Source organism: Pengzhenrongella sicca, assembly GCF_017569225.1.
Lineage (GTDB): Bacteria > Actinomycetota > Actinomycetes > Actinomycetales > Cellulomonadaceae > Pengzhenrongella > Pengzhenrongella sicca.
Genome location: NZ_CP071868.1, coordinates 279,815 through 305,985 on the forward strand (window position 1 = coordinate 279,815; position 26,171 = coordinate 305,985).

Genomic DNA, 26,171 nt, shown 5'->3' on the forward strand with positions numbered 1-26,171 from the left:
CCAGGGTCCCGTACCGATCGCGGCGGCTCGCAGGACCAAAGCCCGGGAATGGGCGGGCCGGGTAGGCCCGTTGCCCTGGGGTGACCAGCCGACTGTTCGAACCTCTGACGCTTCGGGGCACCACCTTCACCAACCGCGTCTGGCTCGCGCCGATGTGCCAGTACTCCGCCGTCGACGGCGTGCCGAACGACTGGCACCTCGTGCACCTGGGCGCGCGCGCCGTCGGCGGCTTCGGCCTGCTGCTGACCGAGGCCGCCGCCGTCGTGCCCGAGGGCCGGATCAGCCCGCAGGACGCCGGCCTGTGGAACGACGAGCAGGCGATCGCGTGGGGCCGCATCGTCGACTTCGTGCACGAGCAGGGCACGCCCATCGGCGTGCAGCTCGCCCACGCCGGCCGCAAGGCGTCGACGTACCGGCCGTGGGGCGCGGGCCGCGGCTCGGTGCCCGCGGCGGACGGCGGCTGGACCGCCGTCGCGCCGTCGGAGTCCGCCTTCCCGGGGTACGCCGCGCCGGTCGCGCTGACCGCGGCGGAGCTCGCCGAGATCCCGCGCGCATTCGCCGCCGCCGCGGCCCGTGCGGACGCCGCCGGGTTCGACGTCGTCGAGGTCCACGCCGCGCACGGCTACCTGCTGCACGAGTTCCTCTCGCCGCTGTCGAACGACCGGACCGACGAGTACGGCGGCTCGCTCGAGAACCGCGCCCGGCTCACGGTCGAGGTCGTCGACGCCGTGCGCGCCGTCTGGCCGGACGACAAGCCCGTGCTCGTGCGGTTCTCCGCGACCGACTGGACCGATGGCGGGCTGACCGTCGACGAGGTGACGCAGGTCGCGAAGGAGCTCGCCGCGCACGGCGTCGACCTCGTGGACGTCTCCTCCGGCGGCAACGTGCCCGCGCAGATCCCCGTCGGGCCCGGCTACCAGGTGGCCGCGGCGCGCGCCGTCCGGGACGGTTCGGGGCTGCCGGTCGGCGCCGTCGGCCTGATCACGACGGCGCACCAGGCCGAGCAGGTGCTGCTCGACGCGGCGGCCGACGTCGTCCTGCTCGGCCGGGCCGCCCTCCGCGACCCGATGTGGCCCCACCGAGCGGCGGCCGCCCTAGCGGACGCCGTCCCCCTCCCCGCCCAATACGCCCGAGCCCCCTACCCCACCCCCTAGCCCCCCACCCCACCCCCACCCCCACCCCTCCCGAGTTTTCAGAGGTATCGGTGCGTGTGGCGGACCGATGCCTCTGAAAACGCGGCTGGGGGAGGGCAGGGTGGGCGGGGGTTAGGGGGTGGCGGCGCGTTCTACTGCCGCCGCTACGCGGTTCGTGACGTCCGGGTGGAAGACGCTGGGGACGATGTAGGTCGCGTTCAGCTCGTCGTCCGTCACCACGCTGGCCAGCGCCGTCGCCGCAGCCAGGAGCATCGACTCCGTGATGCGGTGCGACCGGGCGTCGAGCAGCCCGCGGAACACGCCCGGGAACGCGAGCACGTTGTTGATCTGGTTCGCGAAGTCCGACCGCCCGGTGCCGACGACCGCGGCGTGCAGCGCGGCGTCGTCGGGGTCGACCTCGGGCCGCGGGTTGGCCAGGGCGAAGACGATCGACCCGGGCGCCATCGTCGCGACGTCGTCGCCCGTGATCACGTCGGGCGCCGAGACGCCGATGAACACGTCCACGCCCACGAGCGCGTCGACCAGGGTCCCGGTGAGGCCGCGCGGGTTGGTGTGCTCGGCCGTCCACACGAGGGTCGGCGCCAGCCCGGGCCGGGCGGCGTGCACCACCCCGTCGATGTCGGCGACGACGACGTCGCGCGCCCCCGCCGCGAGCAGCAGCTTGAGCACCGCGGTGCCCGCCGCGCCGGCGCCCGAGAGCAGGATGCGCACGTCCGGCAGCGCCTTGTCCACGACCCGCAGCGCGTTCGTCAGCGCAGCGACCACGACGATCGCCGTGCCGTGCTGGTCGTCGTGGAAGACGGGGATGTCGAGCCGCTCGCGCAGTCGGCGCTCGACCTCGAAGCAGCGGGGGGCGGAGATGTCCTCGAGGTTGATGCCGGCGAACACCGGCGCGATCGCGCACACCGTCTCGACGATCTGGTCGACGTCGGTCGTGTCGAGCGCGATCGGGAACGCGTCGATGCCCGCGAACCGCTTGAACAGCACCGCCTTGCCCTCCATCACAGGCAGGGCGGCGAGCGGGCCGAGGTTGCCGAGGCCGAGCACGGCGGTGCCGTCGGTGACGACGGCGATCGTGTTGCGCTTGATCGTGAGCCGGCGCGCGTCCTCGGGGTTGGCGGCGATCGCCTCGCACACGCGCGCGACGCCCGGCGTGTAGACCATCGACAGGTCGTCGCGGTTGCGCAGCGGCACCTTGGACTCGATCGAGAGCTTGCCGCCCAGGTGCAGCAGGAACGTCCGGTCGCTGACCCGGCCGACGACGACGCCGGGCAGCGCCCGCAGCGCGGCGGTGATGTCCTCCGCGTGCGCCTCGCCGCGCGTCGCGCACGTGACGTCGACCGTGATCCGCTCGTGGCCCGACGCGGTCACGTCCAGCGCGGTGACGATGCCACCCGACCGCTCGATCGCCGTCGTGAGCTCGCTGACCGCCGTCGGCCGGGCCTCGACCTCGAGGCGGGCGGTGATCGAGGACGAAACGCTCGGCGCTGAGGTCATCGGCCGATTGTGACATCCCGGCTCGTGCCGTGGGGCGCCGGCTCACGCGCGCCGACGTCCGCCTACGCTGGCCGGCGTGACAGACGACGCCCTCGCCCCCCTCGCCGAGCTGCCGGGGGTCGCCGACGCGATCGCCCGCGCCCGGGTGGCGTGCGAGGAGCTGCGCTGGCACGAGGCGTTCCGGCGGCGGTGGCGCGCCGTGCGGGCCGAGGCGACGGTCCGCTCCGCGCGCGCGAGCGCGGCGGTCGAGGGGGCCCGGGTGCCGGTCGGCGCGCTGCGGGACGCGCTGCGCGGCGCCGCCCCCGCGCCGCTGGGCGCCGACGGCCGGCTCGCGTTCGGGGCGTTGCGCGCCGCCGCCGAGGTCGAGCGGTTGCTCCCGGACCTGGGTGCGCGGGACCGCCCCGCCGGCCCGCCGTTCGGTCAGCTGCTCGCGCGCCTGCACGCCGCGGCGACTGCCGACATCGCGATCGCCGACGGCGGCGGGACCGCTGCCGGGCGCCCGCGGGGTGATGGCGCGCCGCGCGACCTCGGCGGGCTCGGGCCGGCGCCTGCAGCGGCCGAGACCGCCGCGCGGCTCGACCTGCTCGGCGAGCTCGTGCGCACCTCGCGTGCGCCGGCCCTCGTGCTCGCGGCCGTGGTGCACGGCGAGCTGCTCGCGCTGCGTCCGTTCGCCGTGGGCAGCGGGCTCGTGGCCCGGGCGGCGTTCCGGCTGCTCGTCGCGCAGCGGGGCCTCGACCCGACGGGTGCCGTCGTCGCCGACATCGCGTGGCTCGACCAGTCCGGGTCCGCGAACGTCTACCTCGGCGCGGCGGCCGGCTTCGCGACCGGGACGCCGGCGGGGGTCGCCGCGTGGCTGATCGCGTGCGCCGACGCCGTCCGGCTCGGCGCCGACGAGGGCCGCGCCATCGCGGACGCGGTGCTCGCCGGCCGGCTCGAGGCGCCCGCGGCGGGTTGAGGGCCGGGCTGCCGCGCCGGACACGACAACGGCGCCCGGCGGGGGCGCCGTTGTTGACAACGCGGCGGGACGGCTATCAGGCGTGCAACGTCGATGTCGCTACGGGACCAGCCCGGTCGACATGTCCTCCCGAGGACAAATCGCGCGTGGGTGCCTTCTCGTCGGTTCTGTTGTGTCTGCATTGGTACTCCGATTCCCGTCTGCTGGGAAGAGTGGAGAGCAAACGCGCAGGTCCGCGGCTCGGGCGTGCCGGATGCCGGACGGTCTGCCCGGATGGTGGACCGATCAGGCGTGCGTGACCCGCCGCGCGACGACGCGCCAGCCGATCGCCCCGACGGCCACCGCGGCGGCGACGGCACCGACGGCCACGACCACCGGCGTCGGCGGGGTCAGGCGCGAGCGCAGGGACACCGGCCGCCGGAACGTCAGCACCCCCCAGCCGCTGGCGAGGGCGAGCCGGCGCAGCGCGCGGTCGGGATTCACCGCGAAGCCGTGCCCGACGGCGGCCAGCATCGGGGCGTCCGTGATCGAGTCGGAGTAGGCGTAGCTCGCCGCGAGGTCGTAGCCCTGCGCCGCCGCGAGCTCGCGGATGGCGCTGGCCTTGTTCTCCCCGTAGGCGTAGAAGTCGATCCCGCCCGTGTACTTGCCGTCGGCGACCGTCATCCGCGTCGCGATGACGCGGTCGGCGCCGAGGACGGCGGCGATCGGCTCGACGACCTCGGCGCCCGAGGCGGAGACGACGACGACGTCGCGGCCGGCCGCGTGGTGCTCCTCGATCAGGGCGACGGCCTCGGCGTAGACCGTGGGGTCGATGAGGTCGTGCAGCGTCTCGGCGACGATCTGCGAGATCTGGGCGACGTCCCAGCCGATGGCGAGCTCGGAGAGCCGCGCGCGCAGCCGTTCGGTCTGGTCGGCGTCGGCGCGCCCGACGAGGTAGACGAACTGCGCGTAGGCGGTGCGCAGCACGTCCCGGCGCGTGATGAGTCCGCCCGCGAGGAACGGACGGGAGAACGCCGTCGCGGACGAGGTGGCGATGATCGTCTTGTCCAGGTCGAAGAACGCGGCGGCGGCGTCCGCGGTCGGTGTGCCTGCCATCAATCGGCCCCTCTCCTGCCCGGCGTCGGGCGCACGAGGGCCCGCCCGGCGAGCCTAACCACGCGCGACCGGCCGACCCCAGGCGTGGGCCGCGTCGCGCCGTGCACATGCGTTCAGCCGTGGGCGCGGTGGGAGCTGCCCCGCGGGCGACGATGAGGCCGGCCAGGGGGTGGGGCTGCCGCCGGGGGTGGGCGGGCCGGTGTGGGCGGGCCGGGGTGGTGCGGGGCGCGCGGGAGCGGGAGGTGGGTGCCGGTGCCGGTGGTCGGTGTCGTGGGTGCGCGGGGCGGGCTCGGCGCGTCGTCGCTCGCGGCGGCGCTCGCCCGCCGCCTGGCCCGCGGTGGTTCGACGCCGGTCGCGCTCGTCGACCTGGACGGCGCGGGCGGCGGCCTCGACGTGCTGCTGGGGCTCGAGGAGGCCGGCGGGCTGCGCTGGCCGGACCTGCGCGGCGCCCGCGGCGACGTCGTCGGCGACGAGCTCACCGCCCTGCTGCCGCGGTGGTCCGGCGTCACTGTGCTGAGCGCGGACCGCTCCCGGCCGGGCGCGCCCGGCGCCGAGGTCCTCGCCGCGGTGCTCGACGCGCTCGGCGCGTGCCACGCGCACGTCGTGCTCGACCTCGACCGGGCGCAGGCCGTCGCGGGAGACCCGGCGCGGCGCTGCGCCGTGCTGTTCGTGCTCGCCGGGCGTGACCTGCGGTCGGTCGCGGGCGTGCTCGCGCTGCGGGCGGCCGCGCTCGGCGCGGTCGCCGATGTGCGGCTGGTGGTGCGCGGCCCCGCCCCCGGCGGCCTCGGCGTGCTCGAGCTCGCGCACGTCGTCGACCTGCCCGTCGCCGCGTCGATGCGGCCGCAGCGGGGGCACGCGGCCGCCCTCGAGCGGGGCGGAGGGCCGGTCGCGCCCGCGCGCGGACCCCTCGCCCGCGCGGTCGCCCGGATGTCGGCGGGGCTGGGATGACGGCCGTCGCGGACGCCGACCCCCGGGTCGATCTGGACCTGCTCGCGGACGTGCGGGCGCGCCTGGCCCGCGCCGGCGCGGCCCCGTCGGCGGAGCACGTCACGCGCGTCGTGCGCGAGTGCGGCGCGCTGCTCGGCAGCCGTGCGCTCGCGGACCTGGTCGCGGCGGTGCGGGCGGAGATGCTCGGCGCCGGCCCGCTTCAAGCGCTGCTCGACGAGGCGCAGGTCACGGACGTGCTGGTCAACGGGCCGCGGGACGTATGGGTCGAGCGCGCGGGCCGGCTCGAGCGGACCGCGGTCGACCTCGGGACGCCGGCGCAGGTGCGGGCGCTCGCGGTCCGGCTGGCGGCCGCCGGCGGCCAGCGGCTGGACGACGCGAGCCCGCTGGTCGACGCGCGCCTGCCCGACGGCACGCGCCTGCACGCCGTGCTGCCGCCGGTCGCGGGCGGCGGCACCCTGCTGTCGCTGCGGGTCCTGCGCCCGCGGGCGTTCACGCTGGCCGGGCTCGTGGCCGCCGGTGGCGTCGCGGCAGCGTTCGAGCCGGTGCTGCGGGCGCTGGTGGCCGAGCGGGCGAACGTGCTGGTCTCGGGTGCGACGGGGTCGGGCAAGACGACCCTGCTCGCGACCCTGCTCGCGCTCGTGCCGCCGACCGAGCGAATCGTCTGCATCGAGGAGGCAGGCGAGCTGGAGCCCGACCACCCGCACGTGGTCCGGCTGCTCGCCCGGCGGGCGAACGTCGAGGGGGTGGGGGAGGTGGGGCTGCCGGATCTCGTCCGGCAGGCGCTGCGGATGCGGCCCGATCGCATCGTGCTGGGGGAGTGCCGCGGGGCCGAGGTCCGGGAGGTGCTCACCGCCCTGAACACCGGGCACGAGGGCGGCTGGGCGACCGTGCATGCGAACACCGCGGCGGACGTACCCGCCCGGCTCGAGGCGCTCGCGGCCCTCGCGGGCCTGGACCGTGCCGCCGTGGCGGCGCAGGCGGCGAGCGCGCTCGACGCCGTCGTGCACCTGCGCCGCGACGGCGGGCGCCGGTACGTGGCCGAGGTCGCGGTGGTCGCGCGAGCGCCGGACGGCGAGCTCCGGGTCTCGGCGGCGCTCAGGGCGGCCGGGGCGGGGTCCGGGCCGGTTGAGCGCGGGCCGGGCTGGCCGCGGCTCGCCGAGCGGCTGGGGAGCGGGCCGGCGCCGTGAGCATCCTGCTCGCGGCGGCGATCGCCGCCGCGGTGCTGGCGTTGCGCGGACCGTGCGGACGCGCCCCGCGCGCGCTCGCGGCCCCGCGAGGTCGGATCGAGGGCCGCGGCGGCGGTCGCGCCGGCGTGGGTGTTCGCGTCGGAGCCAGTGGTCGGGCTGCCGGTGCCGGTGGCCGGGCTCATGTCGGAGTCGGCGCCGGCGCTAGGGGCAGGGCGGGCGCCGCGGCCGACCTGGCCGTCGTCGTCGTCGAGGTCGCGTCCCAGCTGCGGGCGGGAGCCGATCCGCGGCAGGCGTGGGAACGCACCCTCGGCGTCGCCGTCGGCCCGACCGGGCTGCCGCGTCCCGATCAGCTCGAGGCGCTCGTCGGCACGGGCGGGCACGCGCATGTCGTGGCCGTCCTCGCGGCCGGGCGGCTGGCGGGGGCGCTCGGCGCGCCGCTCGCGCCGGTGCTCGAGCGCGTCGCGGCCGCGCTTGGCGAGGCCGGGGAGGCCGAGGGTGAGCGGCGCGCTGCCCTTGCCGGGCCGCGCTCGACGGCATGGGTGCTCACCGCCCTGCCGGTGCTCGGGGTCGCGCTCGGTGCGGCCGTCGGCGCCGACCCGATCGGGGTGCTGCTGGGCGGGGGCGCGGGAACGGCGGCGTTGCTCGCCGGGCTCGCGCTGCTGGCCGTCGGCCGGTGGTGGATCGCGCGGCTCGTGCGCGCGGCGGTGCGCCGCGGGACGGGGTCGTGAGGCTGTTCGTCGTGGTTACTGCATGCCTGCTCGGTGCGGGCGCGCCGTGGGCCGCGGTCCGGTCGCGGGTGCGGCTGCGGGGACTGGGCGGGCCCCTCGCAGCGCGCCGTGACGGTCGCCGTCCGTCCGCCGCAGCCCGGCGCGGCCGTCCGGGCGCCCGGCCCGCGCCGGCTCGACTCGACCTCGTCGTGCTGCTCGACCTGGTCGACGTCGCGATCGCGAGCGGGGCGAGCCTGCCGCGCGCCGTGGGCGCCGTCGGGCAGGCGGCCGACGCCGAGGCGCTGGTGCGGGCCGCGTCGGCGCTGACCCTGGGCGCCGACTGGAGCGCGGCGTGGAGCGGCGCCCCAGCGTGGCTCGCGCCCCTGGTCGACGGGCTCGCGCCGACGTGGGCGACGGGCGCGACCCCCGGCCCGGCGCTGCGCGCGACGGCCGACCGCGTGCGGCGCGCGCGCCGGGTCCAGGCGCGGGAGGCCGCCGGGCGGCTGGGCGTCCTGCTCGTCCTGCCGCTCGGCCTGTGCTTCCTGCCGGCGTTCGTGCTCATCGGGCTGGTGCCGGTGATCGCGTCCCTCGCGGCCGGGGTGCTCGGCTGACCATCCGGCTGACCATCCGGCTGACCATCCGGCTGACCATCCGGCTGACCATCCGGCTGACCATCCGGCTGACCATCCGGCTGACCATCCGGCTGACCTCCCGCTGACCCACCGTGCTGCCCCCCGCTGACCCACCTCGCTGACCACCTTGCTGACCCACCCCCAGGCCGCGAGGGTGCGCGCTCGTCCCCCGGGGGACGGCCCGGTCGCGCGCGGCGGGCGGCGACTCGCGCACGGTGGGGGCTCGTCCACCACCCGAGGAAGGGATCACCATGGTCAACCACGTCCACCCGCACCGCTTCGCCCCGCTCGCCCGCCGGCTCCGGCGGCAGGGGGCGGACGCCGGCATGGCCACCGCCGAGTACGCGATCGCGACCGTCGCGGCGGCCGGGTTCGCGGGCCTGCTCATCGTCATCCTGCGCGGCGACGCCGTCCGCGGGCTGCTGCTCGGGATCATCGAGCGGGCGCTGTCGTTGTGAGCGGGCGCGGGCCGGTTCGCCGCCGCGAGGCCGGCAGCGTCACGGCGGAGCTCGCCGTCGCGCTGCCGGCCGTGACGCTCCTGCTCCTCGCACTGCTGGTGCTCGGCGCAGCCGCGGCCGGCCAGCTGCGGTGCGCAGACGCGGCCCGTGCCGGCGCGCGCGCCGCTGCGCTCGGGGAGACCGCCGCCGAGATCGCCGCGATCGCGGAGCGGCTCGCAGGCGACGGCGCGACGGTGGCGGTCACCGGCACCGGCACCGGCACCGACGGCTGGGTGACGGTCACGGTCAGCCGGCCCATCGCCGCGGGTCCGTTCGGCGCGGGCCCGCTGCACGCCCACGCGTCCGCGAGCGCCCGGGTCGAGCCGTGACGACCCGTACTGCTGGCCCGGGTACGCGTGTCGCGCGCACGCGTGCCGCGGGCGAACGTGGCGCGGGCGAACCTGCCGCGGGCGAACCTGCCGCGGGTGAGCGGGGCGGGGGCGAGCGGGGCGCAGGCACCGTGCTCGTGCTCGGCCTCGTGGCGGTGACGCTCGTGCTGATCGCCGCGCTGGCGCTGGTTGCCCGGGCGCAGGCCGCCCGTGGTGCGGCGCAGGCGGCGGCGGACCTCGGGGCGCTCGCGGCCGCCGAGGCCCTCGTTCGTGGCCCGGATGGCCCGGACGTTCGTGCACCGGACGGCCCGGATGGCCCGGACGTTCGTGCACCGGACGGCCCGGGCGGCCCAAGCGGGCTCGACGGCTCGGCCTGTGACCTCGCCGGCCAGGTAGTGAGCGCGAACGGGGCAACCCTCACCGCCTGCCGCGTGCTGGGCGGCGGCGTCGTCCGGGTGAGCGCGTCGGTGCCCGGAGGACTCGGCACCGCCACTGCGAGCGCGCGAGCGGGACCCGCCTCGGCCGCCGGCTGACGTGGTCCGGCAGGTCGCCGACGCACGACGTGCCGGAGCGGTACGTGGCTGTCGATCCGGTCGAGTTCGTCCCCGCGCGTCGAGTTCGTCCCTTCTAAGGGACTACCTCGCCGCTAAGGGACTACCTCGCCGCGAACGGACTACCTCGCCGCAGATGAACTACCTCAGCTCGGCGTTTCGGCCGTGCTTGCGCTCAGGCCGGCCTCTCCGGGCTCCGGCGCGTAGGCGAGCACCGCGTCCAGGAGGCGGATCGCCGCGGCCTTCTCGAGCGGGTTGTTCGCGTTGCCGCATTTGGGCGACTGGATGCACGCGGGGCAGCCCGTGGCGCAGCGGCAGCCCGCGATCGCCTCGCGGGTCGCGCGCAGCCAGGTGGCCCCGAGGTGGAAGCCGCGCTCGGCGAAGCCCGCGCCGCCCGGGTACCCGTCGTACACGAAGACCGTCGCCCGCTCGGTGTCGACGTGCATCTCGGTCGACACCCCGCCGAGGTCCCAGCGGTCGCACGTCGCGAGCAGCGGCAGGAGGCCGATCGACGCGTGCTCCGCCGCATGCAGCGCCCCGGGGGCGAGCTCGGCCGTGATGCCCGCCTCGGCCAGCACGGCCGCGGGGACCGTCCACCAGACCGCGGCCGTCGTGAGGGTCTGCACCGGCAGGTCGAGCTCCTGCGAGCCGAGCACGAGCAGGTCGGGGATGCGCTTGCGCTGGAAGCTGAGCACCTGCGTGGCGACGTCGACCTGGCCGAAACCCCAGGTCACCGGCCCCCAGTCGCGCTCGTCGCGGGTTGAGCGGATGTCGATCGACGTCTGCCAGCGGGCCCACGTGCCGAAGTCGACGTCGCGGCGCGCGACGAGCGCGACGGCGTCGTCCAGGTGCAGCTCGGTGACCACGAACGTGATGCCCTGATGCGTGTAGACGGCCCCGGGGTGGACCGTCGCGTCGGCCGCCGCGAAGTCGACCGTCCCCAGCATGCGGCCGGTCTCCTCCTCGACCACCCGCACCGGGTCGCCGCCCGTGCCGCGCAGCGAGGTCAGGCGTGCGGCGCTGTCGTGGCGCGTCCAGTACCAGCCCGACGCGCGCCGACGCAGGGCGCCCCGCTCGACCAGCACGTCCAACAGCTCGCGCGTGTCCGGGCCGAACAGGCCGAGCTCCTCGGCGCGCAGCGGCAGCTCGGCCGCGGCCGCGCACAGGTGCGGGGCGAGGACGTACGGGTTCGCGGGGTCGAACACCGTCGCCTCGACGGGCGCGGCGAAGATCGCCTCAGGGTGGTGCACGAGGAACGTGTCCAGCGGGTCTTCGCGCGCGACGAGAGCCACCAGGCCGTCGGCGCCGGCGCGCCCCGCGCGCCCCGCCTGCTGCCACAGCGACACCCGGGTGCCGGGCCAGCCCGCGATGAGCACGACGTCGAGGCCCGAGATGTCGACGCCGAGCTCGAGCGCGTTGGTCGTCGCCAGCGCCCGCAGTCGCCCGGTCCGGATCGATGACTCGAGCGCGCGCCGCTCCTCGGGCAGGTAGCCGCCGCGATACGCCGCGACCTGCCCCGCGAGCGAGGGGTCGACCGCGGCGAGGTGGCGCTGGGTCACGATCGCGACCGACTCCGCGGCGCGGCGCGAGCGCGTGAACGCGAGGCTGCGCGCCCCCGCGACCGTCAGGTCGGCGAGCAGCTCCGCGATCTCGGCCGTCGCCGACCGGCGGGGGCGCTCGCCGTCGACGACGTCGATGTCGACATCGACGACGGCCTCGTCCGAGGCGCCGGTCGCCCACGGGTCGACGGCGAGCGGCGCGCGCGACCACGGCGCCTGCGTGCCGGGCAGCTCCGGCGGCTGCCACAGGGCGAACGTCTTGCGCCCGGCCGGCGAGGTGTCGTGCGTGATCGCGACGACGTCGGCGGCATCGACCCCGAGCAGCCGGGAGGCGCTCGCCGCCGGGTCCGACGTCGTCGCGGACGCGAGCACGAACGTCGGGCCCGGGCCGGTGCCGTAGTGCGCGGCGAGGCGCCGCAGCCGGCGCAGCACCGCGGCGACGTGCGCCCCGAAGACCCCCCGGAACGCGTGGCACTCGTCGACGACGACGTACTGCAGGGACGCGAGCAGGCGCGCCCAGCGCCGGTGGCCGGGCAGGAGCGAGAAGTGCAGGAAGTCGGGGTTCGTCAGCACCACGTCGGCGTAGTCCTGGACCCAGCGCCGTTCGGCCATCGCGGTGTCGCCGTCGCACGTCGCCACGCGCACGTCGCGCGAGTGCGCCGCGGTCAGCAGGCGGTCGAGGGCCGTGAGCTGGTCGGCCGCGAGCGCCTTCGTCGGGCACAGGTACAGGACCGACCCGCGGCGCTGCACCGACTCGATGCGGCCCGGGTCGAGCAGGCCGGCCCCGATGTCGGCGCGCACCGCCGAGAGCGCGGGGAGCCAGAACGCGAGCGACTTGCCGGACCCCGTGCTCGTGGCCAGCACGGTGTGCCGGCCCGCCCACGCGGCGTCGGCCGCCTCGACCTGGTGCCGCCACGGCCGTTCCACCCCGAGCGCGCGGTAGCCCGCCACCAGCGACGTGTCCGCCCAGGCCGGCCAGTCCACCTGCTCCCCGGTGCGCGCCGGGATGCGCTCGACATGGGTGAGCCGATCGGCCCGGCGCCCGCCCGCGAGCAGCACGTCGAGCAGCCGCTCCGAGTCACCCACCGCAGACCATCCGTGCATTGTCCCATCGACGGCAGCGTCCTTCGATGGCAGCGTCTCGCCGACGGCACCGGCCGTTGGGCCGGACGGGTGGTGTCTCCCGGCGCATACAGGTCACCGACGGGCGTATCGCGCGGCCTCGCGCACACACCGGCGGCACTTTGGTTAGATGCTCTTCGATTGAAGGAGTAGTGCCCATGGAGGTTTCGGTCACCAGTCACGAGCGGGGTGACTACACGGTCGTGGAGGTCGTCGGCGAGATCGACGTCTACACGGCCTCCGTGCTGCGCGAAAAGCTCGCGGAACTGATCGACGCCGAGCACACCGACCTCATCATCGACCTCACCGGAGTCGGCTTCCTCGACTCGACCGGCCTCGGCGTCCTCGTCGGCGCGCTGAAGAAGATCCGCGGGTTCGGCGGCCGGCTGCTGCTGGTCATCGACCAGGAGAAGGTCATGAAGGTCTTCCGGATCACCGCACTGACCCAGGTCTTCATGATTCACGCGACGCTCGAGGGCGCGCTCTCCGCCTGATCCAGCGATTCGTCTGACTAGACTTCGGCGCGTCCGCACGGCAACGAGGCCGGGTGGTTCAGGGGACCCGCCAACGACCGCACAGTCGCCAAGGAGGACGGATGCTCACGCTCGGTTCAACGAGCCTCACCATCGTTGCAGGTGTAGCCGCCATCGCCGTCGCGTGCCTCGTCTTCGCGATCGTGCTGCGTCGACAGGTGCTCGCCGCGAGCGAGGGCACGCAGAAGATGCAGGAGATCGCCACGGCGATCCAGGAGGGTGCCTCCGCGTACCTGCATCGGCAGTTCAAGACGCTCGCGTGGTTCGTCGCGATCGTGTTCCTGCTCCTGTTCCTGCTGCCCGGCGAGACCGGGATCAAGGTCGGGCGCTCGGCGTTCTTCCTCCTCGGGGCGGGCTTCTCGGCCGCCATCGGGTACCTCGGGATGTGGCTGGCGACGCGCGCGAACGTGCGGGTCGCGGCAGTCGCCTCGGCGCCCGACGGCCGGGCCGCCGGCGCCCGCATCGCGTTCCGGACCGGCGGCGTCGTCGGCATGTGCGTGGTCGGGCTGGGGCTGGCGGGTGCCGCGAGCGTCGTGCTGATCTACCGCGGCGACGCGCCCGCCGTGCTCGAGGGCTTCGGCTTCGGTGCCGCGCTGCTCGCGATGTTCATGCGCGTGGGCGGCGGGATCTTCACCAAGGCCGCCGACGTCGGGGCCGACCTGGTCGGCAAGGTCGAGCAGGGCATCCCGGAGGACGACCCGCGCAACGCGGCGACGATCGCCGACAACGTCGGCGACAACGTCGGCGACTGCGCGGGCATGGCCGCCGACCTGTTCGAGTCGTACGCCGTGACGCTCGTCGCGGCGCTCATCCTCGGCAAGGCCGCGTTCGGCGAGCAGGGCCTGGTGTTCCCCCTGATCGTGCCGGCGATCGGGGCGATCACCGCCGTGCTCGGCATCGCGATCACGCGGGTGCGCGGCAACGAGAGCGGGCTGGCCGCGATCAACCGGGGGTTCTACATCTCCGCTCTCGTGGCCGCGGCGCTGTCGGTGCTCGCGGCCTTCGTCTACTTGCCGGCCAGCTTCGCCGACCTGCCGGGCATCGGCGGCGAGCTCGCGGGCAACGGGGGCGACCCGCGGGTCGTCGCGGCGGGCGCCGTGCTCATCGGCATCGTCCTCGCGGGGGTCATCCTGTGGCTCACCGGGTACTTCACCGGCACGACGTCCAAGCCCACCCTGCACGTCGCCCGGACCTCGCTGACGGGCGCCGCGACGGTCGTGCTCTCCGGCATCGGCATCGGCTTTGAGTCCGCCGTGTACACCGCGGGCATCATCGCCGCGGCGATCTGCGCCGCGTTCCTGCTCTCGGGCGGCTCGGTCCTGCTCTCGCTGTTCCTCATCGCGCTCGCCGGCTGCGGGCTGCTGACCACGGTCGGCGTCATCGTCGCGATGGACACGTTCGGACCCGTGAGCGACAACGCGCAGGGCATCGCCGAGATGTCGGGCGACGTCACGCCCGAGGGCGCGCAGGTCCTCACCGACCTCGACGCCGTCGGGAACACCACGAAGGCGATCACCAAGGGCATCGCGATCTCGACGGCGGTGCTCGCCGCCACGGCGCTGTTCGGCTCGTACTCCGACACCGTGCGCACCTCGATCGCCGACCTCGGCGACGCGGCGGCCAACCCCGGCCAGATCGCCACGGCCATGATGGCGTACGACATCATCTCGCCCATCACCCTCGTCGGGGTGATCCTCGGCGGCGCGACGGTCTTCCTGTTCTCGGGCCTGCTGATCGACGCCGTCACGCGCGCCGCCGGGGCGATCGTGTTCGAGGTGCGGCGCCAGTTCCGGGAGAACCCGGGGATCATGACGGGCGAGGTGCGGCCCGAGTACGCCCGCGTCGTCGACATCTGCACGCGGGACTCGCTGCGTGAGCTCGCGACCCCGGGGCTGCTCGCGGCGTCGGCCCCGATCGCCGTCGGCTTCGGGCTCGGCGTGGGCCCGCTCGCCGGGTTCCTCGCCGGCGCGATCGCGACCGGCGTCCTGATGGCCGTGTTCCTGGCGAACGCGGGCGGCGCGTGGGACAACGCGAAGAAGATCGTCGAGGACGGCAACTTCGGCGGCAAGAACTCCCCGGCGCACGAGGCGGTCGTCATCGGCGACACCGTCGGCGACCCGTTCAAGGACACGGCCGGGCCGGCGATCAACCCGCTCATCAAGGTGATGAACCTGGTCGCGCTGCTGATCGCGCCGGCCGTCGTCGCGGTGAGCGTCGGCGCCGACGCGAACACGACGCTGCGCCTGGCCATCGCGCTCGTCGCCGCGTCGGTCGCGTTCGGCTCGGTCATCTGGTCGCGGCTGCACGCGGCGAAGGTCGACCTGCAGGCGCGGCTCGAGCAGGAGGCGGCCCACCTGCGGACCTGACCGCGGAGGGTCCGCCGGGGGCTGGGACAATGGCCCGGTGAGCATCGCCCCGTCCCAGTCCAGCGCCCCGCACGCCGACGCCACCGAGCTCGAGGCGCTGCGCGCCGATCTCGCGGCGACCCGCTACACGGTGCCCGCCGTCGAGGCGCTGCTCGGCCCCCTCGCGGCTGCCGCGCTGCACCGCGAGGAGCGGCTGCCGGCGCTGCGCGCCACGCAGGCTGCACGCTCGGGGGCGGACGCGGGCGTCGCCGCGCTCGTGCGGCTGTTCGTGCTCGGCGCCGACGCACCCCGCCGCGCCGTCGACGCCGCGCTGCCGCGCCTGCGCACCGACGGCGCCGCGCGGCTCGGCCTGGTCGAGGCCGCCGGCTCCGGACCGGACGACCCGGTGCGCGCCGTCGTCGACCTGCGACCCTACGAGGCGTCCGACGCCGCGGGCACGGTCGACTGGTGGCTCGCGTCCGACCTCGGCGAGCTGGCGACCGGCCGGGCGCTGCGGACCGACCACGTGCTCGGCGTCGGCGGGGCGTCGACGACGCTCGCTCAGGTCACCGTGCGCGACCCGCGCGAGCGCGTGCTCGACCTCGGCACGGGCTGCGGCATCCAGGCGCTGCACGCCTCGCGGCACGCCCACGCCGTCGTCGGGACGGACATCTCGGCCCGCGCGCTCGAGTTCGCGCGGTTCAACACCGCGCTGGCGGGGCTCGGGCCCGACCGGATCGCGCTGCGGTCCGGGTCGATGCTCGAGCCGGTCGCGGGCGAGCGCTTCGACCTCGTCGTGTCGAACCCGCCGTTCGTGATCACCCCGCGCGCTGCCGGCGTGCCCGCGTACGAGTACCGCGACGGCGGCCGCGCGGGCGACGCGATCGTGCGCGAGCTCGTGACCGGCGTCGGCGCCGTGCTCGCGCCGGGCGGCGTCGCGCAGCTGCTCGGCAACTGGGAGGTGCGCGCCGGCGAGGACTGGGACGAGCGGGTCGGCGCGTGGCTCGACGAGTCGGGCCTCGACGGCTGGGTGATCCAGCGCGAGCTGCAGGACCCGGCCGAGTACGCCGAGACCTGGATCCGCGACGGCGGGGCGACGCCGGACCGCGACCGGCCGGGCTGGGACGCCCTGTACGCCGCCTGGCTGGACGACTTCGCGTCGCGCGACGTCGCGGCGATCGGCTTCGGCATCCTCACCCTGCGCCGCCCGCTCGCGGGCCCGCCCAGCCTGCGCCGCCTCGAGGAGCACACCGGGACGGTGCACCAGCCCCTCGGCGGGCACCTCGCCGAGAGCCTCGCCGCGCACGACTGGCTCGAGGCCACCGACGACGCCGCGCTCGCGGCGGCGCACCTGAGGGTGGCCGCCGACGTGACGGAGGAGCGCTACCTCACCCCCGGCAGCCCGGACCCGACGGTCGTGCTGCTGCGCCAGGGCGGCGGGCTCGGGCGCGCCGTCCAGGCGGGGACCGCGCTCGCGGGCTTCGTCGGCGCGTGCGACGGCGAGCTCGCGGTCGGGTCGCTCTTGCGCGGCCTGGCGGCGGTGCTCGACGTCGCGGCCGACGACGTCGCCGCGGACGTCCTGCCCGCGGTGCGGGGCCTCGTGCGCGACGGCCTGCTGCTGCGGAGCTAGCCCGGCCAGACGATTCACAGGTAGCGCATGGGTTCGCGCTAGGGGTGCCACAGTGCGGGTGCCTAGTTTCGGCGACGTTGAGGTGCTGCGACGTCGTGAGGAAAATCATGCGCAAGCTGTTGAGGCGGATCCGTCCGCGGACCCGGGTGGTCGCCGGGATCCTCGTCGTTCTGGTCGCGGGCGGCGGCGTGTACTGGTTCGGGGTCCGGGACACGACCGCCGCCGCCGCGTCGACCGGGCCGACGACCCAGTCCGTGGCCGCGAGCCTGACCACGATGGAGCAGAGCGTCGCCGCGAGCGGGACCCTGACGCCGACGGTGCAGGAGGACGTGAGCTTCGCAGCCAGCGGGACGGTCACCGCCGTCGCCGTCGCGGTCGGCCAGACAGTCACCGCCGGCCAGACCCTCGCGACGATCGACACGCTGACCCTGAACGCGGACCTACTCAAGGCCAAGGCCACGCTGGCCTCCGCGCAGGCCAAGCTGTCCGATAGCGAGGACGACGCCGACGGCACGGACGAGTCGGACTCGCAGATCGAGTCGAACTCCGCCGCCGTCGACGTCGCGCAGGCCGCGGTGGACGAGGCCGAGGCGGCGATGGCGGACGCGACGCTGGTCGCCCCGGTCGCCGGGCTGCTGACCGCGGTCGGCGTCGAGGTCGGCGACGCCGTCACGGGCTCCAGCTCGTCCAGCTCATCGAGCTCGGACGCGGCGGACTCCTCGACCGGGTCGATGGGGGCCTCCACCGGCTCGACGACCACCAGCACCTCCACGGCGCAGTTCACCATCGTCGGCACGGACTCCTGGGAGGTCGACGTCACGGTCGACGACTCCGACGTCGCGCTGATCGCGGTCGCCGACCAGGCGGAGATCACCCTGGACGGCGCGGAGGCGCCGATCTTCGGCACCGTGAGCGAGATCGGCCTCATCGCGACGGCCTCGTCGGGCGTCGCCACCTACCCCGTGGTCGTCGCGGTGACGGGGACCCCCGAGGGGCTCTTCGACGGCGTCGCGGTGGACGTCGTGATCGTCTACGAGCGGCGCACCGACGTCCTCACCGTCCCCAGCGCCGCCGTGCGCACCGTGGACGGCGAGTCGACGGTCACGCAGGCCGGCGCCGACGGCGCCGACGTCACGACCGCCGTCACCGTCGGGGCCACGGTCGACTCGATGACCGAGATCCTTACAGGCCTGGTCGAAGGCGACGAGGTGCTCGTGACCGTCGTGCAGACCTCGCAGCAGACGACCGGGGAGGACCGGATGGGCGAGCTGCCGGAGGGCTTCACCCCGGGCGAGCTGCCCGAGGGCTTCGACCCCGCCGACCTGCCCGCCGGCATGGGCCCGGGTGGGCAGAACAATGGCTGACGTCCTGACGGCCGACCCGGCCGGCGCCGCGGCGTCGCTCCTGGCCCGCAGCGGACGCCCGGAGCCCGTCATCGAGCTTGCGGACGCGGGCAAGACCTACCGCACCGGCTCGATCGAGTTCGAGGCGCTGCGCGGCATCGACCTCGAGATCTCCGCGGGCGAGTACGTGGCGATCATGGGTCCGTCCGGCTCGGGGAAGTCGACGCTGATGAACATCATCGGCTGCCTCGACGTCCTGACGCGGGGGAGCTACCGCCTCGGCGGCGAGGACGTCAGCGAGCTCGACGAGGCCGAGCTGGCGGAGATCCGCAACCGCCGGATCGGGTTCGTCTTCCAGCAGTTCAACCTGCTGCCGTCGCTGTCGGCCCTGCGCAACGTCGAGCTCCCGCTCGTGTACGGGCGCGTACAGCGACACGACCGCAAGACGCGGGCGACCGCGGCGCTCGAGCGCGTCGGGCTCGGGGACCGGCTGCAGAACAGGCCCGGGGAGCTCTCGGGCGGGCAGCAGCAGCGCGTCGCGGTGGCGCGGGCGCTCGTCGGGGAACCGGCGCTGCTCCTGGCCGACGAGCCGACCGGAAACCTCGACTCCACCTCGACGCTCGACGTGCTCGCGCTGTTCGACCAGCTCCACGCGCAGGGCCGCACGATCGTCCTGATCACCCACGAGCTGGAGGTCGCCGAGCGGGCGGCCCGCATCGTGTGGGTGCGCGACGGCGTCGTCCACACCGACGAGGTGACGCGATGACCTGGATTGAGACCCTGCGCACCGGGCTCGCCGCAGTCCGCGCCCACGGCCTGCGCTCGACCCTGACCGTCCTCGGCATCCTCATCGGCATCGCCGCGGTGATCCTCACCGTGGGCCTCGGCCTCGGCACGCAGAAGGACGTGAGCGAGCAGATCAGCGCGCTCGGCAGCAACCTCTTGATCGTCACGCCGGGCAGCAGCACCGACAGCTCGGGCGTGCGCGGCGGCTTCGGCTCGAGCGCCACGCTCACGCGGTCCGACGCGCAGGCGCTCGCCTCCGAGGTCAACGCGCCCGACATCGCGGCGGTCGCGGCCGAGAAGACGAGCTCCCTGTCGGTCGAGACCAGCGAGACCAACTGGACCACGACCGTGATCGGCACCGAGGCCGCGTGGACCGAGGTCCGGGCCCGCGAGCTTGCGTCCGGCTCGTTCTTCACGGATGCCGACGACGAGGCCGGTGCGGCCGTGGTCGTGCTCGGTTCGGAGACCGCGACCGAGCTGTTCGGCGCGACCGACGCCGTCGGGCAGACCGTGACCATCGAGGCCATCACCTTCTCGGTGGTCGGCGTGCTGACCGAGGAGGGCGCGAGCTCCACCAGCGACCTCGACGACATGGCGGTGATCCCGATGTCCACGATGGCCGACCAGGTCGTGGGAGGGACGGCGAAGAACTCGGTGTCCACGATCTACCTCCAGGCGGCGTCGGCCGACCTGCTCTCCGCGGCGAACCAGGAGGCCGAGTCCCTGCTGCTCAACCTGCACTCGATCACCGACGCGGACAGCGCCGACTTCTCGATCAACAGCCAGGACTCGCTCGTGAGCACCGCGACGGCCGTCTACCGGACGCTGACGATCCTGCTCACCGGGATCGCGTGCCTGTCGCTGCTCGTCGGCGGCATCGGCGTCATGAACATCATGCTGGTGTCCGTCACCGAGCGGACCCGCGAGATCGGGCTCCGCAAGGCGCTCGGCGCGCCGCCGTGGGCGATCCGGCGCCAGTTCCTCGTCGAGGCGACCGTGCTCGGCCTCGCCGGCGGGATCCTCGGCGCCGTGCTCGGGATCGTCGCCGCCAGGCTGCTTCCGGACCTGCTCGACACCTCCATCGTGATCTCCCAGCCGGCGGTCGTCGGCTCGATCGCGGTCGCGATGGCGATCGGCCTCACCTTCGGTGTCTACCCGGCCACCCGAGCCGCTCGACTCGCCCCGATCGATGCGCTCCGCAGCGAGTAGCACCCCCCACTACTGCCGTCGTCCAACGTCAAGGAGACCTTCATGTCACGCCTTTCCCCCACCCGCACCCGCTCGCGGCTCGTCCTCTCGGCCTCGGCCGTCGTGCTCCTGCTCGCGCTGACCGGCTGCTCGGGCGACTCGTCCGCCAGCACGTCCGACGCCACCCCGAGCGAGGCCGCGTCCGCGGACGACGGCGCGCAGGCCGGCGGTCGTGAAGCCGGCGGCGAGATGCCGGGCGGCGGCGGCGTGACCGGCACGATAGCCGCGATCACCGGCGCCGTGCTGCAGGTCCAGGGCAGCGACTCCCAGACGGCGGTCACCTACTCGGCCGACACGGCCATCACGCAGACCCTGGCGGCGGCGCTCGCCCAGGTCTCCGTCGGCTCGTGCGTCGTCGCGATCTCGGCCTCCGCCGACGATGCGGCCGACGACGCCGCGGTCGCGGCCGCGGCGACGAGCATCGCGATCTCGGCGCCCGTCGACGGCGAGTGCGCCGCCGGGGCGGGGTTCGGCGGGGGGATGGCCAGCGGCGAGATGCCCAGCGGCGAGATGCCGACGGACATGCCGACCGACATGCCCGCGGACATGCCTACTGATATGCCGACGGACATGCCGAGCGGGATGGGCGGCTTCGGCCAGTTCACCACCGGGCTGGTCACGGCCGTCGACGCCAGCACGATCACCGTCCAGGTGACTGCGCAGGACGACACGACCTCGAGCGCGACGGTGACGGTCGACGCCGCGACCGCGTACACGACCACCGCGGCGGCTGACGCCTCGGCCATCGCCGTCGGCCTGTGCGCCGTCGCCCAGGGCGAGAGTGACGACAGCGGCCAGCTGACCGCGACGTCGCTGGTGCTCTCCACGGCGGGCGACGACGGGTGCTCGACTGGCTTCGGTGGCATGGGTGGCGCCCGGTCCGGAAGCGCGCCGAGCAATGACTGAGCGCATGTCGGGACGCAAGCTCGCGGCCCGCCGCAGGACGCGGCGTCGCCGGATGTACGCGAGCGGGGCCGCCGTGCTGGCGCTCTGCCTCGCCGGCGGCGGGGTCGCGCTCGCAGCGACCCGCGACACCGGGCCGACCTATCGCACCGCCGCCGCGTCGATCGGGTCGGTCGAGCAGACGCTCGACCTCACCGGATCGGTCGCGTCCGCCGGGCTGTACGACGCCTCGTTCGACGTGGCGGGAACCGTGGCGAGCGTCGCGGTCTCGGTGGGCGACACCGTGGCGGCCGGAGACGTGCTCGCGACGCTCGACACGGCGGATCTCCAGGAGGCGGTCGACGACGCGCAGGAGTCCCTGACGCAGGCGTCCGATCTGTTGGCGTCCGACCTGGAGTCGCAGACGGCCACCACGAGCACCACGGCCACGACCGCGAGCACCAGCACGGGCGCGACCACGACCACGACCACGAGCCCGAGCACGGCCACGGCCACGGCCACGACGAGCGCGCCGTCGTCGGCCAGCACGACGAGCACGGCCCCCGCCGCCACCACCGACCCTGCCGCCGCGGCGGCCGCCACGGCTGCGCTCGCCGGGGTGACGACGGCGGTCGCCGCGGTCGCGGCTGCCCAGGACGCGCTGCTCGCTCAGTACGACGTCACGGCCGCGGCGCTCGCGACGAGCTCGGCGAGCGTCACGGACTCGCAGGAGGTCTGCGCTGCGTTCACCGCGGCGAGGACCGACGACGCGACGTCCGACGACGCGACGACGGACGACCCCGCGACCGACGACCCCGCGACCGACGACCCGGCCGCCGAGGCCGACGCGGACGATCCCGCGCCGACCCCGGCCGGCGATGACGAGACGGCGACCGCGCTCGCGGACTGCCAGGCCGCGATCACCGCCGTGCTCGCGAACCAGACGAGCGTCGACGACGCCCAGCAAGCACTCACGACGCTGGCCGGCACGCTCGACGGCGCAGTGACCGCCGCGCAGGCTGCCGTCACGGCGGCGCAGGTCGCGGTCGCGGCGACCGGTAGCTCGACGACGGGGACTCCCACGACCGGGACTCCCACGACCGGAACTCCCACGACCGGGACGCCGACCACCGCGACGCCCACCACCGCGATGCCCACCACCGGCAGCACCGCCACCGGCTCGACGGCGAGCGCGACCCCGACCGGGACCACGACGGCCACGGCGCCGACGTCGGATGCCTCGTCGACGGCGTCGACGGCGTCGACGGCGTCGACCGGGACCGCCGGGGCCACAGTCGTCGCGTCCGCGGCGACGATCCTCGCCGACCGGGCCGCGGTCAGCGTGGCCGAGGCCAACGTGGCCGTCGCCCAGAGCAACCTCGACCGCGTCAGCCTCACCAGCCCGGCCGCCGGCACGATCGGCGCCGTCGCGATCGAGGCCGGTGACACCGTCTCGGCCTCCTCGACGACGGCGGTGATTACGGTGATCGGCAACGATGGCTTCGTCGTCACCACCACGGTGCCGCTCGCGTCGATCGACCTCGTCGAGGTCGGCCAGGTCGCCGAGATCACGGTGGCGAGCACGACCGACGTCCTGACCGGCTCGGTCAGCAGCATCGGCGTGCTGAACGCGTCGACGGACTCCTCCGACCCGACGTACGCCGTCGTGATCGCGATCGACGCCACCACCGCGCTGCTGTTCAACGGGGCGTCGGCCGAGGCCACCGTCATCGTCGGCCAGCAGGACGACACGCTCACCGTGCCGAGCTCGGCCGTGCACGTGGTTGGGTCGAGCGCGACGGTTCAGGTCCTGGCGGCCGACGGGACGACCGCCGACGTCGAGGTCACGACCGGGGCCGTCGGCCCGGAGCTGACCGAGATCACCTCCGGCGTCACCGAGGGCGACGACATCGTCCTCGCCGACCTGTCCGAGGTCCTCGTGGGCTCGGACGAGGAGACGGACGCCAGCCTGACCAGCCTGTCCGACACGGACGAGAGCACCCAGCTGGGCGGCGGCTTCACCGGCGAGCTTCCCGCCGGAATGGTCCCTCCCGGCAGCTGACCCTCCCCGGCTCGACGGGCCCGCCTTCCCCGCTCGGGGAGGCGGGCCCGCGTGCGTCCGAGAGTCGTCGCGAACCGGCGGGGCGCGGTTTCACAGCGCGGGTCCAGGTTCGCCTCAGCGCCGGTGCAGGCGCGCGCGGAAGGCTCGGCGAACGTGCAGCTGGCTGGCCGGGCGCGGTCCCGCGTCGACCCGCGAGCTCGCTCCACGAGAGGACCAGCCATGACCGACCCGAGCGGGACTCGTCCCGGCGCCCAGCCCGATCCGACGCAGCCCGATCCGACGCAGCCCGATTCGACGCAGCCCGATTCGACGCCGCCGGCCCCGCCCGGTGCGCCCGCCGTCCCTTCCAGCGGCTACGCGGGTCATCCGGCGCCGCCGCGCCGGGGCCTCACGCGGCGCCTCTCGCGCCGGCCCCTGCTCGCCGGCGCGCTGGGTGCGGTGCTGGTTGCCCTGATCGCGTTCACGGGCGGGGTCGCCGTCGGACGAGCCACCGGGGACGACGCCGGCGGCCCGACGAGCGTGCGAGACGGCGGCGTGCGCGACGGCCTGGGGCCGCGCGGTGACGTCGAGCGCGAGGACGACGGCGACGGGATGCGCGGGCGCCTGCCCGGCCAGCCCGGCAGCGGCGACGAGCGCCGCCCCGACGTCGACCCGGGACCCGGCGCCGACGCCTGATCGGCGCCGTTCAGGCGCGGACGGTCAGGGCGCGGCCGGGAGGGTGACGGTCAGCGCGGTGCCGACGGCGTCGGGGTCGACCTCGATGGTCCCGCCGTGGGCGGTGACCACCGCGTGCACGATCGCCAGTCCCAGGCCCGTGGAGCCCGCGCCGGGGGACCGTGCGGCGTTGCCGCGCGTGAACCGCTGGAACAGGCGCCCGCGCAGTGCCGCGGGGATCCCGGGGCCGTCGTCGGCGATCCGCACGGTCACGGTGGCGCCGTCCGCGCGCACCGTGGTGCGCACCGTGGTGCCCGCCGGCGTGTGCACCCGCGCGTTCGAGAGCAGGTTGACCAGCACCTGCTGCAGGCGATGGTCGTCGCCGACGACGACGGCGCTCGGCCGGCAAGCGGCCTGCTCGTCATCGTCGTCGAGATCGTCCGGGTCGTCGGAGTCGGTCGCGCCGCCGCTTCCGGGGAGGTCGAGCAGCCAGACGTGGTCGGGGCCGGCCGCGTGCGCGTCCGCGACGGCGTCGACGGCGAGCGCGGCGAGGTCGACCTCGTCCGTGCCGAGCGGGCGACCCGCGTCGAGGCGCGCGAGCAGCAGCATGTCCTCCACGAGCGCCGTCATGCGCAGCGCCTCGGACTCGACCCGGCCCATGGCGCGCACCGCGTCCGGGGGCAGGTCGCCGGGCAGGTGCCGGACGAGTTCGGCGTAGCCGCGGATGGAGGCCAGCGGCGTGCGCAGCTCGTGGCTCGCGTCGGCCACGAACTGCCGCACCTGGGTCTCGCTCTCCTGGCGGGCCGCGAGGGCGTGCTCGACGCGGCCGAGCAGCCGGTTCAGCGCCGCGCCGACCTGGCCGACCTCGGTGCCCGCGTCGGTGTCGACGGGATCGACGCGCTCGGGCAGCGCGACCTCGCCCCGGTCCAGCGGCAGCTCGGACACGCGGGTCGCGGTCGCCGCGACGCGGTCGAGCGGCCGCAGCTCGCGGCGCACGAGCATCCTGCCCACGACGAGCGCGAGCAGGATGCCGGCCGCGGCGACGGCCGCCTCGACGGCCATGTACTCCCGCACCGTCTTGGTCGCCTGCTCGGTGGACAGTCCGGTCACGACGAGATCGCCGTCGCTGGTCGTGGACGCGACGACCCGGTACGCGCCGAGCGTGCCGAGTTCGACCGAGTGCGGGCGACCGTCAGCTCGGATCGCCTCGAGCGCCGTGACCTGCGCCGTCGTGAGCGTCTGGAAGTCGCCGGCGGAGTCGATGTAGCCCGACCGCGCCGTGCCGTCGTGCACGAAGAGGTTGATCGTGCCCGCGCCTTGCCCGGGCACGTTGAGGCCGGGCGGAAGCGCGTCGGCCGGGAGCTGCGACGCCGCGGGCGGCGTCGACCCCTCGGTGGACCGGTCGGGCGCCCGCAGGGATCGGTCGCTCGCCGCGATGAGCTGGGAGTCGAGCTGCCCGACGAGAGATCCGCGCAGGGCGAGCGTCGAGACGACCCCGGTCGTGGCGGCCATCGCTGCGAGCAGGGCGACCAGCACGAGCACGAGTCGACGCCGCAGCGTCCAGCGGGCCCGCGGGACCCCGGGCGGGCGCCGGGCCGCGCTCACCGGGCGGCGGGGCTGTCGGCCGGCTTGAGGACGTAGCCGACGCCGCGCAACGTGTGGATCATGGGCGCGCCGCCGACGTCGATCTTGCGCCGCAGGTAGGAGACGTACAGCTCGACGATGTTGGCCTGGCCGCCGAAGTCGTACTGCCAGACCCGGTCGAGGATCTGTGCCTTCGACAGCACGCGCTTGGGGTTGCGCATGAAGAACCGCAGCAGCTCGAACTCCGTCGCGGTCAGCCGGATCTCCTGGCCCGCGCGCGTCACCTCGTGGCTGTCCTCATCCATCGTCAGGTCGCCGACGACGAGCGTCGCCTCCTCGCGCTCGGCCGTGGCACCCGTGCGCCGGAGCAGGGATCGAAGGCGGGCGACGACCTCCTCGAGGCTGAACGGCTTCGTGACGTAGTCGTCGCCGCCGGCGGTCAGGCCCGCGATGCGGTCCTCGACCGCGTCCTTCGCGGTCAGGAACAGGACGGGCACCTGCGGGTTCGTCTGCCGGATGCGCCGCAGCACCTCGATCCCGCCGAGGTCGGGGAGCATGACGTCGAGCAGGATGACGTCGGGGTCCATCGCCTTGGCGGCCTTGATCGCGGCGTGCCCGGTGAGGGCCGACTCGACCTGCCAGCCCTCGTACCGCAAGACGGTGGACAGCAGCTCGCCCAGCGTCGGCTCGTCGTCGACGACGAGGGCCCGGATCGGCGAACCGTCCGCGCGGGTCAGGTGGTCGCGCCCGCGGGCGGCTGTGGTGGTGGACATGACACCACCTTCGTCCCGCCCGCTGTGCTGTACCTGACCCGTACCTGTGAGGATCCTGTGGTGTCAATTCACAGTCGATGCGGCCGGCGCGTCCAGGC

General features: G+C 75.2%; 23 protein-coding genes. 18 read left to right on the forward strand and 5 right to left on the reverse strand.

The window, feature by feature from the left end:
• The first annotated feature begins 80 nt into the window (after positions 1-80).
• A complete protein-coding gene (locus J4E96_RS01245; RefSeq protein ID WP_227424000.1) occupies positions 81-1,154 on the forward strand; it encodes an NADH:flavin oxidoreductase/NADH oxidase in 1,074 nt (357 codons plus the stop codon).
• 111 nt (positions 1,155-1,265) lie between these two features.
• On the opposite strand, the gene J4E96_RS01250 is transcribed toward J4E96_RS01245, so the two are convergent.
• Positions 1,266-2,651 (reverse strand): NAD-dependent malic enzyme, encoded by a 1,386-nt coding sequence (locus J4E96_RS01250; protein ID WP_227424001.1) that lies wholly within the window; start codon positions 2,649-2,651, stop codon positions 1,266-1,268.
• Between the two features lie 76 nt (positions 2,652-2,727).
• On the opposite strand from J4E96_RS01250, the gene J4E96_RS01255 reads away from it, so the two are divergent.
• Complete coding sequence (locus J4E96_RS01255) at positions 2,728-3,606, forward strand: Fic family protein (RefSeq protein WP_227424002.1); 879 nt, start codon at positions 2,728-2,730, stop codon at positions 3,604-3,606.
• Positions 3,607-3,891: 285 nt separating this feature from the next.
• Here J4E96_RS01255 and J4E96_RS01260 read toward each other — a convergent pair whose 3' ends face one another.
• Positions 3,892-4,701, reverse strand: coding sequence for an HAD family hydrolase (locus J4E96_RS01260; protein ID WP_227424003.1), 810 nt, complete (start codon positions 4,699-4,701; stop codon positions 3,892-3,894).
• A 252-nt stretch (positions 4,702-4,953) separates the two neighbouring features.
• On the opposite strand from J4E96_RS01260, the gene ssd reads away from it, so the two are divergent.
• The 7 genes from ssd (at position 4,954) to J4E96_RS01295 (ending at position 9,534) form a co-directional block, all read left to right on the forward strand.
• A complete protein-coding gene (gene ssd, locus J4E96_RS01265) occupies positions 4,954-5,649 on the forward strand; it encodes a septum site-determining protein Ssd (protein WP_227424004.1) in 696 nt (231 codons plus the stop codon).
• Entirely contained in the window at positions 5,646-6,836 is a 1,191-nt protein-coding gene (locus tag J4E96_RS01270) for a TadA family conjugal transfer-associated ATPase (protein WP_227424005.1), read from the forward strand. The genes ssd and J4E96_RS01270 overlap by 4 nt, the downstream gene beginning before the upstream one ends.
• Positions 6,833-7,564, forward strand: a complete 732-nt coding sequence (locus J4E96_RS01275; protein WP_227424006.1) for a hypothetical protein — start codon at positions 6,833-6,835, stop codon at positions 7,562-7,564. The genes J4E96_RS01270 and J4E96_RS01275 overlap by 4 nt, the downstream gene beginning before the upstream one ends.
• Positions 7,561-8,154 (forward strand): type II secretion system F family protein, encoded by a 594-nt coding sequence (locus tag J4E96_RS01280; protein WP_227424007.1) that lies wholly within the window; start codon positions 7,561-7,563, stop codon positions 8,152-8,154. Before J4E96_RS01275 ends, J4E96_RS01280 begins: the two co-directional genes overlap by 4 nt.
• A gap of 272 nt (positions 8,155-8,426) precedes the next feature.
• The gene (locus tag J4E96_RS01285; protein WP_227424008.1) at positions 8,427-8,633 is read left to right on the forward strand and encodes a DUF4244 domain-containing protein; all 207 of its coding nucleotides are present in this window, start codon (positions 8,427-8,429) and stop codon (positions 8,631-8,633) included.
• Entirely contained in the window at positions 8,630-9,001 is a 372-nt protein-coding gene (locus J4E96_RS01290; protein ID WP_227424009.1) for a TadE family type IV pilus minor pilin, read from the forward strand. Before J4E96_RS01285 ends, J4E96_RS01290 begins: the two co-directional genes overlap by 4 nt.
• Positions 8,998-9,534, forward strand: coding sequence for a hypothetical protein (locus J4E96_RS01295; RefSeq protein WP_227424010.1), 537 nt, complete (start codon positions 8,998-9,000; stop codon positions 9,532-9,534). Before J4E96_RS01290 ends, J4E96_RS01295 begins: the two co-directional genes overlap by 4 nt.
• A gap of 164 nt (positions 9,535-9,698) precedes the next feature.
• Here J4E96_RS01295 and J4E96_RS01300 read toward each other — a convergent pair whose 3' ends face one another.
• On the reverse strand, positions 9,699-12,197 hold the full coding sequence (locus J4E96_RS01300; protein WP_227424011.1) for a DEAD/DEAH box helicase: 2,499 nt from the start codon (positions 12,195-12,197) through the stop codon (positions 9,699-9,701).
• 194 nt (positions 12,198-12,391) lie between these two features.
• Here J4E96_RS01300 and J4E96_RS01305 point away from each other — a divergent pair, with 194 nt between their 5' ends.
• The 9 genes from J4E96_RS01305 (at position 12,392) to J4E96_RS01345 (ending at position 23,737) form a co-directional block, all read left to right on the forward strand.
• Positions 12,392-12,727 carry an STAS domain-containing protein gene (locus J4E96_RS01305; protein ID WP_227424012.1) on the forward strand — a complete coding sequence of 112 codons (336 nt, stop codon included), beginning with the start codon at positions 12,392-12,394 and terminating at the stop codon, positions 12,725-12,727.
• Positions 12,728-12,828: 101 nt separating this feature from the next.
• Positions 12,829-15,132 (forward strand): sodium-translocating pyrophosphatase, encoded by a 2,304-nt coding sequence (locus J4E96_RS01310; protein WP_227424013.1) that lies wholly within the window; start codon positions 12,829-12,831, stop codon positions 15,130-15,132.
• A 37-nt stretch (positions 15,133-15,169) separates the two neighbouring features.
• Complete coding sequence (locus J4E96_RS01315) at positions 15,170-16,741, forward strand: DUF7059 domain-containing protein (RefSeq protein ID WP_227424014.1); 1,572 nt, start codon at positions 15,170-15,172, stop codon at positions 16,739-16,741.
• A 107-nt stretch (positions 16,742-16,848) separates the two neighbouring features.
• A complete protein-coding gene (locus tag J4E96_RS01320) occupies positions 16,849-18,105 on the forward strand; it encodes an efflux RND transporter periplasmic adaptor subunit (protein ID WP_227424015.1) in 1,257 nt (418 codons plus the stop codon).
• Complete coding sequence (locus J4E96_RS01325) at positions 18,098-18,850, forward strand: ABC transporter ATP-binding protein (RefSeq protein WP_227424016.1); 753 nt, start codon at positions 18,098-18,100, stop codon at positions 18,848-18,850. The genes J4E96_RS01320 and J4E96_RS01325 overlap by 8 nt, the downstream gene beginning before the upstream one ends.
• Complete coding sequence (locus tag J4E96_RS01330) at positions 18,847-20,079, forward strand: ABC transporter permease (protein ID WP_227424017.1); 1,233 nt, start codon at positions 18,847-18,849, stop codon at positions 20,077-20,079. The genes J4E96_RS01325 and J4E96_RS01330 overlap by 4 nt, the downstream gene beginning before the upstream one ends.
• Positions 20,080-20,121: 42 nt before the next feature.
• Positions 20,122-21,024 (forward strand): DUF5666 domain-containing protein, encoded by a 903-nt coding sequence (locus J4E96_RS01335; RefSeq protein ID WP_227424018.1) that lies wholly within the window; start codon positions 20,122-20,124, stop codon positions 21,022-21,024.
• A gap of 4 nt (positions 21,025-21,028) precedes the next feature.
• Positions 21,029-23,062 carry a biotin/lipoyl-binding protein gene (locus tag J4E96_RS01340; protein ID WP_227424019.1) on the forward strand — a complete coding sequence of 678 codons (2,034 nt, stop codon included), beginning with the start codon at positions 21,029-21,031 and terminating at the stop codon, positions 23,060-23,062.
• 219 nt (positions 23,063-23,281) lie between these two features.
• The gene (locus J4E96_RS01345; protein WP_227424020.1) at positions 23,282-23,737 is read left to right on the forward strand and encodes a hypothetical protein; all 456 of its coding nucleotides are present in this window, start codon (positions 23,282-23,284) and stop codon (positions 23,735-23,737) included.
• 24 nt (positions 23,738-23,761) lie between these two features.
• On the opposite strand, the gene J4E96_RS01350 is transcribed toward J4E96_RS01345, so the two are convergent.
• Positions 23,762-25,321, reverse strand: a complete 1,560-nt coding sequence (locus J4E96_RS01350; RefSeq protein ID WP_227424021.1) for a sensor histidine kinase — start codon at positions 25,319-25,321, stop codon at positions 23,762-23,764.
• Entirely contained in the window at positions 25,318-26,073 is a 756-nt protein-coding gene (locus J4E96_RS01355; RefSeq protein ID WP_319637720.1) for a response regulator transcription factor, read from the reverse strand. Before J4E96_RS01355 ends, J4E96_RS01350 begins: the two co-directional genes overlap by 4 nt.
• Between the last annotated feature and the right edge of the window lie 98 nt (positions 26,074-26,171).

Bases quoted from the DNA above. Each gene is read 5' to 3' on its own strand.
- J4E96_RS01270 (WP_227424005.1), top strand. From the start codon at position 5,646: ATGACGGCCGTCGCGGACGCCGACCCCCGGGTCGATCTGGACCTGCTC.
- J4E96_RS01285 (WP_227424008.1), top strand. From the start codon at position 8,427: ATGGTCAACCACGTCCACCCGCACCGCTTCGCCCCGCTCGCCCGCCGG.
- J4E96_RS01335 (WP_227424018.1), top strand. From the start codon at position 20,122: ATGTCACGCCTTTCCCCCACCCGCACCCGCTCGCGGCTCGTCCTCTCG.
- J4E96_RS01345 (WP_227424020.1), top strand. From the start codon at position 23,282: ATGACCGACCCGAGCGGGACTCGTCCCGGCGCCCAGCCCGATCCGACG.
- J4E96_RS01250 (WP_227424001.1), bottom strand. From the start codon at position 2,651: ATGACCTCAGCGCCGAGCGTTTCGTCCTCGATCACCGCCCGCCTCGAG.
- J4E96_RS01260 (WP_227424003.1), bottom strand. From the start codon at position 4,701: ATGGCAGGCACACCGACCGCGGACGCCGCCGCCGCGTTCTTCGACCTG.
- J4E96_RS01330 (WP_227424017.1), top strand. From the start codon at position 18,847: ATGACCTGGATTGAGACCCTGCGCACCGGGCTCGCCGCAGTCCGCGCC.
- J4E96_RS01325 (WP_227424016.1), top strand. From the start codon at position 18,098: ATGGCTGACGTCCTGACGGCCGACCCGGCCGGCGCCGCGGCGTCGCTC.
- J4E96_RS01310 (WP_227424013.1), top strand. From the start codon at position 12,829: ATGCTCACGCTCGGTTCAACGAGCCTCACCATCGTTGCAGGTGTAGCC.
- J4E96_RS01320 (WP_227424015.1), top strand. From the start codon at position 16,849: ATGCGCAAGCTGTTGAGGCGGATCCGTCCGCGGACCCGGGTGGTCGCC.
- J4E96_RS01355 (WP_319637720.1), bottom strand. From the start codon at position 26,073: ATGTCCACCACCACAGCCGCCCGCGGGCGCGACCACCTGACCCGCGCG.
- J4E96_RS01340 (WP_227424019.1), top strand. From the start codon at position 21,029: ATGTCGGGACGCAAGCTCGCGGCCCGCCGCAGGACGCGGCGTCGCCGG.
- J4E96_RS01305 (WP_227424012.1), top strand. From the start codon at position 12,392: ATGGAGGTTTCGGTCACCAGTCACGAGCGGGGTGACTACACGGTCGTG.